This is a genomic window from Streptomyces sp. Y2F8-2, from assembly GCF_014905555.1.
Taxonomy (GTDB): Bacteria; Actinomycetota; Actinomycetes; order Streptomycetales; family Streptomycetaceae; genus Streptomyces; species Streptomyces cynarae.
The window spans coordinates 1-13,436 of record NZ_BNGS01000013.1 but is presented as its reverse complement, the minus strand read 5'-3'; the positions used below and the strand labels follow the sequence as shown (position 1 = coordinate 13,436).

Annotated in this window: 11 protein-coding genes and 1 pseudogene; 5 read left to right on the top strand and 7 right to left on the bottom strand. The window is 69.7% G+C overall.

The window, feature by feature from the left end:
• Positions 1-488: 488 nt before the first annotated feature.
• Positions 489-692: pseudogene (locus SY2F82_RS39295) on the top strand (helix-turn-helix domain-containing protein); the annotation flags it as partial.
• A gap of 22 nt (positions 693-714) precedes the next feature.
• On the opposite strand, the gene SY2F82_RS33830 reads toward SY2F82_RS39295, so the two are convergent.
• A complete protein-coding gene (locus tag SY2F82_RS33830; RefSeq protein WP_200422901.1) occupies positions 715-1,410 on the bottom strand; it encodes a TetR/AcrR family transcriptional regulator in 696 nt (231 codons plus the stop codon).
• A 105-nt stretch (positions 1,411-1,515) separates the two neighbouring features.
• Between SY2F82_RS33830 and SY2F82_RS33825 the strand changes: the two genes are divergently transcribed.
• Positions 1,516-2,892 carry a serine hydrolase gene (locus SY2F82_RS33825; protein ID WP_200422900.1) on the top strand — a complete coding sequence of 459 codons (1,377 nt, stop codon included), beginning with the start codon at positions 1,516-1,518 and terminating at the stop codon, positions 2,890-2,892.
• A 299-nt stretch (positions 2,893-3,191) separates the two neighbouring features.
• Here SY2F82_RS33825 and SY2F82_RS33820 read toward each other — a convergent pair whose 3' ends face one another.
• Positions 3,192-3,680, bottom strand: coding sequence for a TetR/AcrR family transcriptional regulator (locus SY2F82_RS33820; RefSeq protein WP_200423113.1), 489 nt, complete (start codon positions 3,678-3,680; stop codon positions 3,192-3,194).
• A 294-nt stretch (positions 3,681-3,974) separates the two neighbouring features.
• On the opposite strand from SY2F82_RS33820, the gene SY2F82_RS33815 reads away from it, so the two are divergent.
• Positions 3,975-5,456, top strand: a complete 1,482-nt coding sequence (locus SY2F82_RS33815) for an MDR family MFS transporter (protein WP_236041944.1) — start codon at positions 3,975-3,977, stop codon at positions 5,454-5,456.
• Positions 5,457-5,910: 454 nt separating this feature from the next.
• On the opposite strand, the gene SY2F82_RS33810 is transcribed toward SY2F82_RS33815, so the two are convergent.
• The 4 genes from SY2F82_RS33810 to SY2F82_RS33800 all read right to left on the bottom strand — a co-directional run bounded on the left by SY2F82_RS33810 (position 5,911) and on the right by SY2F82_RS33800 (position 8,523).
• Entirely contained in the window at positions 5,911-6,771 is an 861-nt protein-coding gene (locus SY2F82_RS33810) for an alpha/beta fold hydrolase (protein WP_200422898.1), read from the bottom strand.
• Between the two features lie 99 nt (positions 6,772-6,870).
• On the bottom strand, positions 6,871-7,146 hold the full coding sequence (locus tag SY2F82_RS39590; RefSeq protein WP_268980418.1) for a creatininase family protein: 276 nt from the start codon (positions 7,144-7,146) through the stop codon (positions 6,871-6,873).
• 35 nt (positions 7,147-7,181) lie between these two features.
• Positions 7,182-7,379: a creatininase family protein gene (locus SY2F82_RS39290; RefSeq protein ID WP_236041943.1), complete on the bottom strand. Its 198-nt coding sequence runs from the start codon at positions 7,377-7,379 to the stop codon at positions 7,182-7,184.
• 67 nt (positions 7,380-7,446) lie between these two features.
• A complete protein-coding gene (locus tag SY2F82_RS33800) occupies positions 7,447-8,523 on the bottom strand; it encodes an alpha/beta fold hydrolase (protein WP_200422897.1) in 1,077 nt (358 codons plus the stop codon).
• A gap of 792 nt (positions 8,524-9,315) precedes the next feature.
• Between SY2F82_RS33800 and SY2F82_RS33795 the strand changes: the two genes are divergently transcribed.
• Positions 9,316-10,758 (top strand): aldehyde dehydrogenase, encoded by a 1,443-nt coding sequence (locus SY2F82_RS33795; RefSeq protein WP_200422896.1) that lies wholly within the window; start codon positions 9,316-9,318, stop codon positions 10,756-10,758.
• 375 nt (positions 10,759-11,133) lie between these two features.
• On the opposite strand, the gene SY2F82_RS33790 is transcribed toward SY2F82_RS33795, so the two are convergent.
• Positions 11,134-11,964 (bottom strand): oxidoreductase, encoded by an 831-nt coding sequence (locus tag SY2F82_RS33790; RefSeq protein ID WP_200422895.1) that lies wholly within the window; start codon positions 11,962-11,964, stop codon positions 11,134-11,136.
• A gap of 534 nt (positions 11,965-12,498) precedes the next feature.
• Between SY2F82_RS33790 and SY2F82_RS33785 the strand changes: the two genes are divergently transcribed.
• Entirely contained in the window at positions 12,499-12,927 is a 429-nt protein-coding gene (locus tag SY2F82_RS33785; RefSeq protein WP_200422894.1) for an organic hydroperoxide resistance protein, read from the top strand.
• Positions 12,928-13,436: the final 509 nt, after the last annotated feature.

Genomic DNA, 13,436 nt, shown 5'->3' with positions numbered 1-13,436 from the left:
CCCTCCCCGCCGAACCACTCCGGCCCGCACGCCGACGCGCCCCTGCATATGGATCGCGACACCCGATGACGTGCCAGCCCCATTTGTCGGCCCGCCTGGAACGAAGATTAAATGTCCACGGGTGGTTACGTCACTTGATATGGCCAAAATGTTTCTTGTCGGACATGTGGCTCACCATACGCCGGGTGTGCCTTCGGCCTGCGGGTCATGATCCGTCGGTCCGGCGCGCCCGACCGGTGCCGAAGACGGAAACTCCGGGCCGGATGCGCCGCGGGGCCGGTGTGTGCTGCGTTTGCTGCGGCGACCGACCCTGGGGTGGCTGTCGACACATGTGAATCTACGGTCATACGTATCTACCGTACACGTGTGTACGAGCCTCGGCAGGCACACCGCTGGTGAAGGAGGTGGGTGTGGACTGGGACCGATCGAGGGCTGTGCCGGACACAATCGGAGCGCGTGTTCCTGGCTCGGTGCGCTACGGGCGGGCCATGATGCCGGCGTCCGCAGGCGGGAACCGCGTGCCCGTGATCACGCGGCTGGCGCAGGGTGACGAGGACACGGTTCGGGATGCGATCGACCGGTTCAACGAGATCGGCCTGGCTTGCCTGGACCCTTGATGGGCGGGAGGCCGCCCCCGCCTGCTCGGCGATGACGACGAGGACTTCGTCATCCGGACGGCCACCACCCGCCCCGGCGAGAGTTGTCCGGGGCGGGTCACTCGCGCCGGTCGGCGCGATCGACGGTGAGGCGGGCCTCGAAGCCGTCGAGGAGAGATTGAAGGCCGAACGCGAAGGTGTTGTCGGGGGCTGCGGCGTACTCCGTGGCGGCCGTGGTGCCGAGGCGTTCGCGCAGGCGCGGGAATTGCATGGCGGTCTCGGTGGCGCGTGTCATGGCGTCGGCCATCAGTTGCTCGGCGTCTGCGCCGTTCTTGCCGAGCCGGCGGTTGAGGGAGACCTGTGCGGCAGGGCCGAGCGCGCTGCCGAGCACGAAGGTGAACACGGTGGCGGCCGCACGGTCGGCGTCGGCGGCGGCGAAGCCTGCCTTTTCGTAGATGGCGAGGCTCAGGTCGTTGTGCCGGGCCTGGCCGGGTCCGTGCAGGAGGTGGCTGCCGAATGCCTGGACGAGCCACGGGTGCCGGGTGAGCATCGCGTGCATGCCGGAGGCGTGGGCGGTGGCGGCCGTGCGCCAGTCGGTGGCGTCGAGATCGGGCAGCTCGACCTCGTGCCAGATCGCGTCGCTGGCGAGTCGGACGAGGTCGTCCTTGGTCTTGATGTGCCAGTAGACGGCCGTGGCGGCCGAGCCGAGCCGTTTCGCAAGGCTGCGCATGTTGAGGCCGTCCAGTCCCTCGTCGTCGAGCAGCTCGATGGCCGCACGGACGATCCGGTCTGCGGTCAGTGTGTCTCGCGGCATGTCCACCACCCTACTTGAACTTAGTTCATTCAGGTATTGCACTTAGTTCGAGTGGTGGTCTACGCTGCCTCTCGTACTTAGTTCAAGTGATCCGGAGGGGGAGCAATGCTGCAGGAGAAGCTGTCAGAGTTCGTCAAGGCGCAGGCCACGGAGCTGGGCATTCCTGGTGTCGCCGTCGGGGTGCTCCTGGACGGCCAGGAAATCTGCGCCTCCCACGGCGTGACGAGCCTCAGCAACCCGCTGCCGGTCGACGAGAAGACGCTGTTCCCTCTGGCGTCGGTGTCCAAGACCTTCACGGCGACCGCGCTGATGCGCCTGGTCGCCGAGGGGAAGGTGGACCTGGACGCGCCGGTACGGAGCTATGTGCCCGAGCTGAAGCTCGCCGACGAGCAGGCGGCGGCGCAGATCACCGTCCTGAACCTGCTCAACCACACCGCGGGCCTGGACTGGAACCTGATCGACGACGGCGAAGGCGACCGCTCCCTGGCCGGGCTCGTGGCGAAGCTGCCCCAGCTGCCGCTGATCGCACCGCCCGGGACCCGCGCCTCCTACAGCCAGGCCGGATACAACCTGGCCGGGCGGGTCATCGAGAAGGTCACGGGCCTGCCCTTCGAGCAGGCCATGGCCTCGCTCGTCCTGGAGCCGGTGGGCCTTGCGGACACCGTGTACGGCCTGTCCGAGGTGATGGTCCGCAAGTTCGCCGTGGGCCACAACCGCGGCGACGACGGCGAACTGCGCCCCGCCCGGCCCTGGGGAGCGTTCAAGGAGGGCGCGCGCGGCGACAACCCCGGCGGCGGCCTCGCCTCCTCGGTGAGCGATCTGCTGCGCTGGGCACGGTTCCAACTCGGCGACGGCGAGGGCGTGCTGCCCGCTGCGGAACTCCAGCGCATGCGGGAGCGGACGATCGAGCTGCGCGCCAGCACGCTCGGCGACGGCTTCGGCATCTGCTGGTTCCTGCACGACCTGGACGGCCTCCACGGGATCGGCCACGGCGGCTCGGGCAACGGCCAGTTCGCCGAGCTGCTCATCGTGCCCGAGCGCAACTTCGCGGTGGTCTCCCTGGCCAACGCCGGCCCGGACGGCCACTCCTTCAACCAGTCCGCCGTGCGGTGGGCACTCGAGCACTACCTCGGCGTCATCGAGAAGACGGCGGAGCCGCTCCCGTACGACCAGGGTCAGGCCCAACAGGTCGTCGGCCGCTACGAGATCGACGCCATGAACCTCGACATCGCCACCGACGGCACCCGCCTCACCCTGGCGGTCGGGATCAAGCCGGAGATCCGCGAGGCGTCTGACGAGGAAATGCCCCCGGACCACCCGGCCGCGGACATCGGCTTCCTTCCCGGCGACGGCGACGAGTACATCGTCACCGAAGGCGGCCTCAAAGGGCAGCGGGGCTACTTCTCCCGCGACGCCAACGGCACGGTCACAGGCATCGACCTCGCCGGCCGCCTCTTCAACCGGGCCAAGGAAGCAGCCTGATCCGACGCAGGCAGGGGCGGTGCCGGCGGCCGCCCCTGCCTGCACCCCGAACCTACGGCAGTCGGATCACGGACACGACCCGTCTCCGCCACACCGCTAGTGCGCTCTCATCGTTACGGGGTGGCGCACATCCGCCTGTACGCCGACGCGCGACCGACTCGGCGAACCTGTGCGGTCTCAGCACCGGGCAGGTCCCGGAATGAGTCGAGCGGCGGCGGGACGCAGCCGTACCGCCGCCGTACGGGCCCAACGGCCCTCGGGACCATGTGGACACATGTGTTCCCGGGGGCCGTCGGTCGTCAGGGCGCCCCGAGGCCGTGCAGCAGGGTGTCCACGACGACGTCCGCAGCCTGTGCGGGGCTCAGTTCGGGCAGTTGCCGGGACACGAGGTGCATGAGCTGGGGCAGCAGCGCGCTCGCCCATCCCTCCGGGAGACCGGGGCGCAGGAGGCCTTCGTCGGTGGCGCGTTCGAGGAAGGCGTCGACCTCGCGGACGGACCTGTCGCGGCGCGCGTGGACGCTCTCGTCGGCGAGCATGCGGGTGAGGTCGACGGGCCAGGTGCGGTTGACGGCGATGATGTTCTCGACGTAGCGGTGCAGGGCGACGGCGACGGGTGCCTCGCGCAGTCGTGCGTCCTCGATGGCGTGCTCGATGGCCGTGAGGCGGGATTCGTAGATGGCCGCGAGGAGTTCCTCTCGGGAGGCGAAGCGGCGGTAGACGGTGCGCCGGTCCACACCTGCTTCGGCGGCGATGCTGGCGATGCTCGCGCCTGGATCGGCGGCGAGCATGCGTGCTCCGGTGGTCAGGACGGCTTCCAGGTTGCGTGCTGCATCGGCTCTCACCGCACCGAGTCTAGTGGCGGAATGTGAAGCCTGAGACCCCTATTGCCACTCCCGAGTGGAACCCTGCCCAGTAAGTGCTACAGTGAAGTGACAAATAGGTCGGGTAGTGCCAGCCTGATGGGTCTCATCGTCCAGCGGCGGTCGGCACACCGTCCATGCGCACCACTTCCGGAAGGGCAAGTCTCGATGTCCAAGGCATACAACTCCCCATCACCCAGGGCGGGTGGTGTCGCCGCCGCCATGAGCGCGTTGATCCTGGCGGTCCTCCTCGCGGCCCTGGACCAGACGATCGTCTCGACCGCGTTGCCCCGGATAGCGGAGGACCTGCACGGGTTCGACGACATCGCGTGGGTCAGCGCCGCGTATCTGCTCGCGTCGACGGCGGTGACACCACTGTGGGGCAAGCTCGGCGACATGTTCGGCCGCAAGCGGCTGTACCTGGCCTCGACCTCGATCTTCCTGATCGCCTCGGTGGCCTGCGGCCTGGCGCAGAACCTGCCCGAGCTGATCGGCGCCCGCGTGCTGCAGGGCATGGGCGGCGGCGGCATGATCGTGCTGACCTTCGCCCTCGTCGGTGACATCGTCGCCCCGGGCGAACGCGGCCGCTACCAGGGCATGTTCGGTTCGGTCTACGGCGTCGCCAGCATCGTCGGCCCCCTGCTGGGCGGCGTCTTCACCGACCAACTGTCCTGGCGGTGGGCCTTCCTGATCAACCTGCCCGTCGGCCTCGTCGCCCTTGCCATCGCCGCGCGGGCGCTGCCCGCGGCCACCCGGGGCGCCAAGGCCCGCATCGACTACCTCGGCTCCACCGTCCTGGCCGCCATCGCCACCGGCCTGGTCCTGATCACGTCCTTCGGCGAGCGCTGGGGCTGGAGCTCGCCGGCCATCGTCGGCCTGATCGTCGCCACCGTCGTCCTCGCCGTGCTGCTGGTGCCGGTCGAGCGCCGCGCCGCCGCCCCGGTCCTACCGCCGGCCATGCTCGGCTCCCGTACCGTGGTCTTCTCCTCGCTGATCGGGTTCTTCGCCAACGCCGCGATGTTCGCCGTGCTGGTCTACCTGCCGACCTACCTCCAGATCGTCCACGGAGTCTCGGCCACTCTCTCCGGCGTCCACATGCTGCCGCTGGTCGCCGGCCTGGTCGTCAGCCAGTCCCTCGCCGGACGCTGGGCCGCGCACGTCGACCGGCTGCGGGCGATCCTCCTGGGGGGCCTTCTCGCCAACCTCGCCGGGCTGCTCCTGCTGGGCAGTATCGGGGCGGCCACCAACACCCTCGTGCTGAGCGTCTACTTCCTGATCACCGGTGTCGGCATCGGCATGGTGCCCATGGTCGTGCTGACCACCGTCCAGAACAGCGTGCCCGCCGCCGATCTCGGCGCCGCCAGCGCCGTGGTCACCTTCGCCCGCTCCATCGGCGCGGCCTTCGGAGTCGCCGTCTTCGGCACCCTCCTCAACACCGGCTTCGCCGACCGCACCCGCGGCCTGCCGACCGCCGGCGGCTTCGACGCAGCCCGCCCCGACACCATCAGCCATCTGCCCGCCGCCCTGCGAGACACCGCACTGGACGCCTTCGCCCACGCCACGGCCACCGGCTACCTCTGGATCGCCCCCACCCTCGCTGTCGGCATCCTGCTCGCCCTCTTCCTCCAGCCGGCTCGGAAGACCGGTGAGAGGGCCGGTAACACCGATCCCGCCACCGCCAAGGACGCTGTCCCGGCCGCCTGACCCACCGGACAACGCGCCCTCGACCGGCCGACACCCGCACCGGGTGCCGGCCGGCGGCGTTTGCGGACGCCCGCAGGGCGCGCGCGGCGCCGGCTACGCGCCGCCGTCCACCGGGGCCCTCTCTGAGAGCCTCCCGAGCTGGGCGAGCTGATCGCGGCGAGCTGGGCGACCTCCGGCGGCTCGGTCCCGCGCCCTGAGCGCGGAGTCCGTCTCGGGCTGGCCGCACTCCCCGCGGATCCAGCTGCGCGCGACGGGTCCCTGAGGAAGGCACGAGTGCACTGGGGCCGGAGTGTGAGGTCATGGCGTCCATGCTCCCGCGGAGGGCACACGTGTGGGTATGCCGAACGGCAGACGTATCGGATATGCCGAACGGCACACCCGTGGGTGTGCCGTGATGACCGTGGCGTGGTCCTGGGGCGGCGGGACATCGAGCCCCGCCGCCCTTCGAGGTGTGTCAGCGGACAGTGGCGCGGGCAGCCCGCTCGATGACGTCGGCGACGAGGTGGGGGTGGGAGACGGCCACGGAGTGGGAGGCGGCCACCTCGGTGGTGTGAGCGTGGGCCCGCTTGGCCATGTAGCGCTGGACGGCGGGGGGAATGTTGAGGTCTTCGGTCGTGACGATGTCCCAGCTCGGCCTGGTCCTCCAGGCGGCGGTGGTGGCCTTCTCCTCCAGGGCGGCCTGGGCGATGGGGCGCTGTTCGGCGGCCATGAGGGCGGCCTGGGCGGCGGGGATGTCGGCGGCGAACTGGTGGTGGAACTTGTCCTGTTGGATGTACAGGTCGGTGGCGGTGGTGCCGTCGGCCTGCTTGTAGGTGACCGGGTCGAGGGCGGCGGGGAGGGTGGAGCCCGGGTACTTGTCGGTGAGCTCCAGGGCGCTCTCTCCGGGGGCCGGGAGGAAGGCGGCGACGTAGACGAGGGCCTTGACCTGGGGGTCGTTGGTGGCGGCCTCGCTGACGACGTTGCCGCCGTAGGAGTGGCCGACCAGGATCTTGGGGCCCTTGATGTGGTCGAGGACGGTACGCAGGGCCGCGGCGTCGGAGGCGGGGCCGCGCAGGGGGTTGGCGGCGGCGACCACGGGGTAGCCGTCGGCGCGGAGGGCGGCGATGACACCGTTCCAGCTCGAGCCGTCGGCGAAGGCGCCGTGTTCCAGGACGATGGTCGGCTTGGCGTGTCTGCCGGCTTCGGCGGCCTCGGGGGTCTTGGTCGCGCCGTTGGCGGTGCCGCTGAGGGCGAACGCGCCGAGCGCGAGACCTGCCGTGAGCGCCGAGACCGCACCCGTCACCACTCGCTTGCGTCCACCCTTGATGCTCACCACGACAAACCCCTTTCGGGCAGTTTCAGGTTTCAGGTATTTCGGCGACGGGCGGGCCGACTTCGTCGCCGTTCGTCACCGTCTTGACTGGTGACGAATCTGTCACACTTGTTCGTCACCCGTCAAGACGGTGACTGTCGACGATTCATCGGCTGCTGCGCGGCTGGTGTCCCCGCGGAGACACACGGACGGAAACACCGGCGCGGCCGGAAAGGGCACCGCCCTTTCCGGCCGCGAGCCCGAATCCCGGCGCACTCGTGTCACCGGGTTGACGATCAGGATGCGTGAGAAACCAGCCCGGATCACGGAGCGGCAGATGTCCCGCAACAGGGCGTGCAAGGTGGGGAGAGTGAGTGTGAGGGTGCCGCCGAAGGCCATGTGATGCTCCGACAGGCCTGTGGGGACCGATGGCGTCACCACACACCCGTGTACTCGGACGCCGGCACCGCGGCCCGCCGGCACACCTCCGCGGCCAGGAAGTCGTCCACGCCGGTGGGCAGATGAGGGCCGTGCTGCTCGGTGGCCCCCACTGGCAGCAGCACCACCGCGCCTCTTGCGGCGAGGTCACGCAATTGCCCGGCGGTCAGACGGTTCCACTGGACTTCGCTCATCTGGGGCTCGTCCTGGGAGTGACCGACGCGGTGTGTCGGTCGCCGCGTCGGTGGCGGACGCGGGGGTTCAGAGGTGGTCCGCGTCGACGACGGCCTGGGCGAAGGCGGTGGGTGCTTCCTGCGGCAGGTTGTGACCGATGTCCGTGATGGTGCGGTGCTCGTAGGGCCCGGTGAAGTGATTGCGGTAGGAGGTGCCGTCACCGGGCGGGGTGAAGGGGTCGAGGGCGGGGTCGAGGGTAATGGTGGGGACGTGGATGGAGGGCTGGGCCGCGAGCTGCTTCTCGTAGCGGTCGTAGCGGCGCTCGCCCTCGATGAGGCCGATGCGCCAGCGGTAGTTGTAGAGGACGATGGCGGCGTAGTCGGGGTTCTTGAAGGCCTGGGCGGTGCGCTGGAAGGTGGCGTCGTCGAAGTTCCAGTTGGGGGAGACGAGGGTCCACACGTAGCGGCACAGGGCGATGCGCTGCTCCTCGTTCTCCATGGCCTGCTTGCCGCGATCGGTGGCGAAGTACCACTGGTACCACCAGTTGTGCTCGACGGCCGGGGCGGCGGGCGTCAGCTGCGCCTTGACGTTGGTGATCACGTAGCCGGTGGTGGAGACCAGGGACTTGACGCGGTCGGGCCACAGTGCGGCGATGATGTCGGCGGTGCGCGAGCCCCAGTCGAAGCCGGCGAGCACGGCCTTCTCTATCTTGAGGGCGTCCATCAGCGCGATGATGTCGAGAGCGATCGCGGACTGCTCGGCGTTGCGCGGGGTGTGCCGGGACAGGAAACGGGTGCTGCCGTGGCCGCGCAGGTAGGGAACGATGACGCGGTAGCCCAGGTCTGCGAGGAGCGGCGCGACGTCGACGTAGCTGTGGATGTCGTACGGCCAGCCGTGCAGGCAGATGACGACCGGGCCGTGGGAGGGTCCGGCCTCGGCGTAACCGATGTCGAGGACACCCGCCTTGACCTGCTTGAGGGTGCGGAAACCGGTGTGGGTGCCGGGAGTGATGGTGGGCACGGTGGGAGTGGGTGTGCCACTTGTCTGGGGGGAAGCGGTCGCGCCGGTGGCGGCGGACGCGTTGGTCTGCAGGCCGGACAGCGAGACCGCGGCCGCGCCGGTGCCCAGGCCGACGGCCTTGCTGAATGTACGCCTGTTGATCATGTGAAACCCTCCGTCGTGCGTTTCCGGTGACCGGCTCACGCCCGGGACCTCCCGCTCACACCGGCGGAACGAGATCATCGCGGCGTCTTGGCGCGATGACCCTCGCACACGCGTCGTCACCTGTCAAATAGGTGACGGATGCTTTTTCCGGTGCGCTGAATGGCAGGTCCGGGACTGTTTCTTCCGCGAGGTCGGCCGACGCCACACCTGGGTCGGGCCGATGCGCATACTCTCGTCCGTGGTGAAAGCAGACACATCAGTCATGTGACGGTACAACGCGGGCAAAGGCAACCGGTGGCTGCGAGGCATCGGTCTGATGCACGGCGTCGCAGGTGGGGACGGCGGGCACCCTCACCGCCGTGGGAGTCCGCCTCCTTCCCCGGCTCCGGTCTCTGGAGGCTTGGGTCATTCGACTGAGGCGGCGACTTGGGAGGACGGGCGATCAAGGCCCCCGACGGCGCCGAGGAAACCAATCCCGGGGGTGTGCCGTCGCTTGGTCGGCGGGTGTGATCAGCGGTTGCTCTCTGGGTGCTGCGACGCCGTGCAGAAACGTGTCGACCGCCGCATCGACAGCCCTGTCGGGGCTCAGTGTGTCTGCTGGTGCGATACCAGGTCACCGGCTCGGCAGTAGCGGCCCCGCCCCATCCCTCCGGCTGGTCCAAGAGCACCGATAACGAGAATGATCAGACGGTTGTTACCACGCTTATGTGTAGCTAACAAGGAGAAGTGCTACATTGAAGTGACAGTTGACCGAGAGGTCCGACAATCGACAGCACCGGAAGAGAGAAGGCAATGATCACCTACGACCGGCTTTTCATCGGTGGTTCCTGGGTGGAGCCGAGCAGCCCGGAGTTGCTCGACATCGCCTCTCCGCACGACCGGTCGGTGGTCGGCCGTGCCGCGCAGGCGCAGCCGGCGGACATCGACCGCGCGGTCGCCGCCGCGCGGGCGTCCTTCGAGGCGGGTGAGTGGCGTCTGACCCCGCCGGCGGACCGGATCGCGGTCCTGCGGCGGTTCAACGCACTGCGCGAGAAGAACGCGGAGAGGATCGCGCACCTGATCTCGCTGGAGAACGGTTCGGCCGGCTGGTTCACCCGAGCCGGACAGCCCGGTCTGACCCGGCAGGCGAACGCCTATCTGAAGGCGGCGGAGGAGTTCGGCTGGGAGGAGACGCTCGTGCCCTCCGACCCGGCGTCCCCGGTGCGCAGCGTGGTGCGCCGCGAGGCGGTCGGCGTCGTGGCCGCGGTGATCCCGTGGAACTCGCCGTTCTCCTCGGCCACCTCGAAGATCATCCCGGCCCTGGTCGCCGGCAACTCCGTGGTCCTGAAGGTGTCGCCGGAGAACTCGCTGAGCATGGGCTTCCTGGCCGAGTTGCTGGAGCAGACGGACCTGTCCGAGGGTGTGATCAGCGTTCTGCCCGCGGACCGGGAGACCAGTGAGCACCTGGTGTCGCACAAGGAGGTCGACAAGATCGCCTTCACCGGCTCGACGGGAGCCGGCCGCCGCATCGCCTCGATCGCGGGCGAGCAGCTCAAGCGGGTCAGCCTGGAGCTGGGCGGCAAGTCCGCCGCCATCATCCTCCCCGACGCCGACATCGAGAAGGCGGTGGCGGGTGTGAAGTTCGGCTCCCTGCTCAACAACGGCGAGTCCTGCATCGCCCAGACCCGCATCCTGGCCCCGCGCAGCCGCTACGAGGAAGTCGTGAGCGCGCTCAAGACGCTGGTGGAGTCGCTGAAGGTCGGCGACCCGGGCGACCCCGACACCTTCATCGGCCCGATGATCCGCCCCGACCAGCAGGAGCGGGTGCGCAACTACATCCGGCTCGGCATCGAGGAGGGTGCCCGCCTGGTCACCGGTGGCCCGCACATCCCCGAGGGCCTGGAGACGGGCAACTACGTGACGCCCACCGTCTTCGCCGACGTCGACAACTCCATGCGCATCGCCCAGGAGGAGATCTTCGGCCCGGTCCTGGTGGTCATCGCCTACGACGACGAGGACGACGCAGTCCGCATCGCCAACGACTCCGAGTACGGCCTCTCCGGCGGCGTCTGGTCCTCCGACGAGGAGCACGCCCTCGCGGTCGCCCGCCGCGTCCGCACCGGCACCGTCACCGTCAACGGCGCCTCCGTCGCCTTCGACGGCCCGTTCGGCGGCTTCAAGGCCAGCGGTATCGGCCGCGAGTACGGCGCGGTAGGCCTCGGCACGTACACCGAGTACAAGACCATCACCATCTGACCCGGTCGTACGACTCAGACCACGGACGGATCCGCCGACGGCGGCAGGTGGGCCCGACCACCTGCCGCCGGCGCGGCGTTTCCGGCCGCCCAGCGACGGTTCCGACGCCACGGCTTCCCCCGGCTTCCCGCGTCACCGCTTCCCCGGCTTCCGGCCGTACCGAGCCCCAGTGGCGCACGGCGTACCAGACGGCTCGCGGACCCCCACGGACACGACGAAGCCGCGACGGGACGCGTCCTTTCACGGAGTCCCGTCGCGGTTGTCCCCCCGGCAGCGTCCCGCCCCGGATCGGGCCACTGCCGCGAGGCGCACACCGAGGTCGGGAGGACCGCCTCGCGTGCGCCCCTCGCCGTCACCGTGCGGCGCGCCCGGTGGTCAGGGTCGTACGGACGCGGATTCGCTGACGTCGCGCCATTGGGCGTCCTGGGTGGCGAGTCGGTCGGCCATGTCCTTCGCGACCGCGACGGCGTCCTTGCCGAGGAGGAGGCGCAGCGGGGGTTCCTCCGCTTCCACGATGTCCAGGAGGATGCGGGAGATGCGGTCGGGGTCGCCGGGCTGCTTGCCGTCGGCTCCGCGGATGGCGGCGATGGCGGCGCCGACGACGTCCTGGTAGGGGGCGCTGACCGGCGGGGTGGCCATGGAGGAGCCGGCCCAGTCGGTGCGCATGCCGCCGGGTTCGGCGACGGTGACCTTGATGCCGAGGGGGGCGACTTCCTGGGCCAGGACCTCGGAGAAGCCGCCGACCGCCCACTTGGCCGCCTGGTAGGCGGCCAGCCCCGGCACGCCGACGCGTCCGCCGACGGAGGAGATCTGGATGATGTGCCCGGAGCCCTGTTCGCGCATCACGGGCAGGGCGGCCCGGGTGACGTTGACGACGCCGAAGAGGTTGGCGTCGATCTGGTCGCGGAAGGACTGCTCGGACATGTCCTCGATGGCGGCCATGTCGGCATGGCCGGCGTTGTTGACGACCACGTCCAGGCGCCCGAACGCCTCCACGGCCGCTTGTACCGCGTTCTGGGCCGCGGCGATGTCGGTGACGTCCAGGGCCACCGTCAGCACCTGATCGCCGTGGCGGGAGGCGAGGTCCGCCAGTTGCTCCGGACGCCGCGCGGTCGCCGCCAACCGGTCACCGGACTCCAGAACCGCTTCCGCCAAGGCGCGCCCCAAACCACGGGACGCGCCGGTGATCAACCATGTACGAGTCATGCTGTGTCCTTCATCGATCCTGACTGTTGATGCGCTGCATGTGTGAGCGGAACATCCTGCGCAGGTGTGTGGCGCGGCACGGGCCGCATCACACGTGGCCCCGTCGAGCCGCAGCTCGGCGGGATGGCCTCCAATGTCGTCGCGAGCCCCGCGGAAGGCATCCGTCGTTTGACGGCCGGTTCTTCCCGCGATGGTCGCGGGCGGCACCCGTGTGTAAGCCATCGGACGGATGCGTCATGGATCGGGCCGGTGGCCCGGGACACCGACCGGGTCGCCCGCCGCGTCGAGGACCTGGGTGGGCCGAACACGGCATCACCGCCAACGCCTGCGCCCCGAGGACCCGCACCGACCCGACCCGCCATCCCCACCCGGAAGCCGAGTGCCGGCACGGCATGAGGCGGACATCAGTCACCGCCTTGACTGGTGACGGAGAGGGGTGCCATGATTGCGTCACCTCCTCAGATGGTGACGACATGATGTGTCCTGGTCGGGAGGTGACCCGAGACCTCTTGACCCAGACGGGGAGCACCAGTCATGGCAGTCAGCTACACCGCCGTTGTGGACGTCGACGGAGAGGGCCGGAACGGCGGACACGTCCGATCCTCCGACGGCCTGCTGGAGACCAGCCTCGCTCTCCCCGAGGAGCTCGGCGGCGCCGGCACCGCGACCAACCCCGAGCAGCTCCTGGCCGCCGGCTGGGCCGCCTGTTTCCTCGGCGCCCTGCGTCGCGCCGCCACCCGGCGCAAGATCCGGCTGACCAGCACCACCATCACGGCCGAGATCACCCTCACCCACGGCGACGACGGAGAGTTCTCCCTCTCCGCGGTCCTCAACCCCGTCCTCGGCGGCGTGGACCAGGCCACCGCCGACGAACTCGCGCACGCCGCCCACCAGATCTGCCCGTACTCCAAGGCCACGCGTGACAACGTCCCCGTCACCATCAACGCCCGCGCCGCCGCCTGACCCGTTTCCCCGCGGGTCCCGTGCCCCTTCCCCCGGCACGGGACCCGCCCCCTTCTCGGCCAGACCCACACACCTACCGAAGAGCGAGGGCAGGACATGGCGACTACGACGCACACACACGCGGGGCACGTCGGGCTCCGGCGTCCCGCCCTCGGCAGTGTCTTTGCCGCCGTCTCCGGCCAGCGGCCGTCCCCGAGCGCGGCAGACCCCGCGGAGCGTGCCCGGCCCACCGGCTCACAGGTGTGGAACTGGGCGGAGAGCGTGGTCCTCTTGGGATACGGTCCGCCCGCATCCAGCTTCCTCTGACAGGCGGTGCCCAATCGGTCACCGCTGTCGGAGCGGGCCGGGTGGGACACCTCACGAAGCCGCATGGCTTACTGGCTCTAACAAAAGCCGTTGATCATGTGACTGTCGGCTGATCCGCTCGTTGGTGTGGTCGTGGGGAAGAGACAGTCGCGGCCGTGGATCGTGTCGGATGAACTGTGGTCGCTCATCGAGCCGTTGCTGCC

Excerpts from the sequence above, each read along its gene's own strand:
- SY2F82_RS33800 (WP_200422897.1), bottom strand. The coding sequence starts at position 8,523 with ATGATCAACAGGCGTACATTCAGCAAGGCCGTCGGCCTGGGCACCGGC.
- SY2F82_RS33795 (WP_200422896.1), top strand. The coding sequence starts at position 9,316 with ATGATCACCTACGACCGGCTTTTCATCGGTGGTTCCTGGGTGGAGCCG.
- SY2F82_RS33815 (WP_236041944.1), top strand. The coding sequence starts at position 3,975 with ATGAGCGCGTTGATCCTGGCGGTCCTCCTCGCGGCCCTGGACCAGACG.
- SY2F82_RS33785 (WP_200422894.1), top strand. The coding sequence starts at position 12,499 with ATGGCAGTCAGCTACACCGCCGTTGTGGACGTCGACGGAGAGGGCCGG.
- SY2F82_RS33820 (WP_200423113.1), bottom strand. The coding sequence starts at position 3,680 with ATGCTCGCCGCCGATCCAGGCGCGAGCATCGCCAGCATCGCCGCCGAA.
- SY2F82_RS33830 (WP_200422901.1), bottom strand. The coding sequence starts at position 1,410 with ATGCCGCGAGACACACTGACCGCAGACCGGATCGTCCGTGCGGCCATC.
- SY2F82_RS33825 (WP_200422900.1), top strand. The coding sequence starts at position 1,516 with ATGCTGCAGGAGAAGCTGTCAGAGTTCGTCAAGGCGCAGGCCACGGAG.
- SY2F82_RS39290 (WP_236041943.1), bottom strand. The coding sequence starts at position 7,379 with ATGAGCGAAGTCCAGTGGAACCGTCTGACCGCCGGGCAATTGCGTGAC.
- SY2F82_RS39590 (WP_268980418.1), bottom strand. The coding sequence starts at position 7,146 with ATGGCCTTCGGCGGCACCCTCACACTCACTCTCCCCACCTTGCACGCC.
- SY2F82_RS33790 (WP_200422895.1), bottom strand. The coding sequence starts at position 11,964 with ATGACTCGTACATGGTTGATCACCGGCGCGTCCCGTGGTTTGGGGCGC.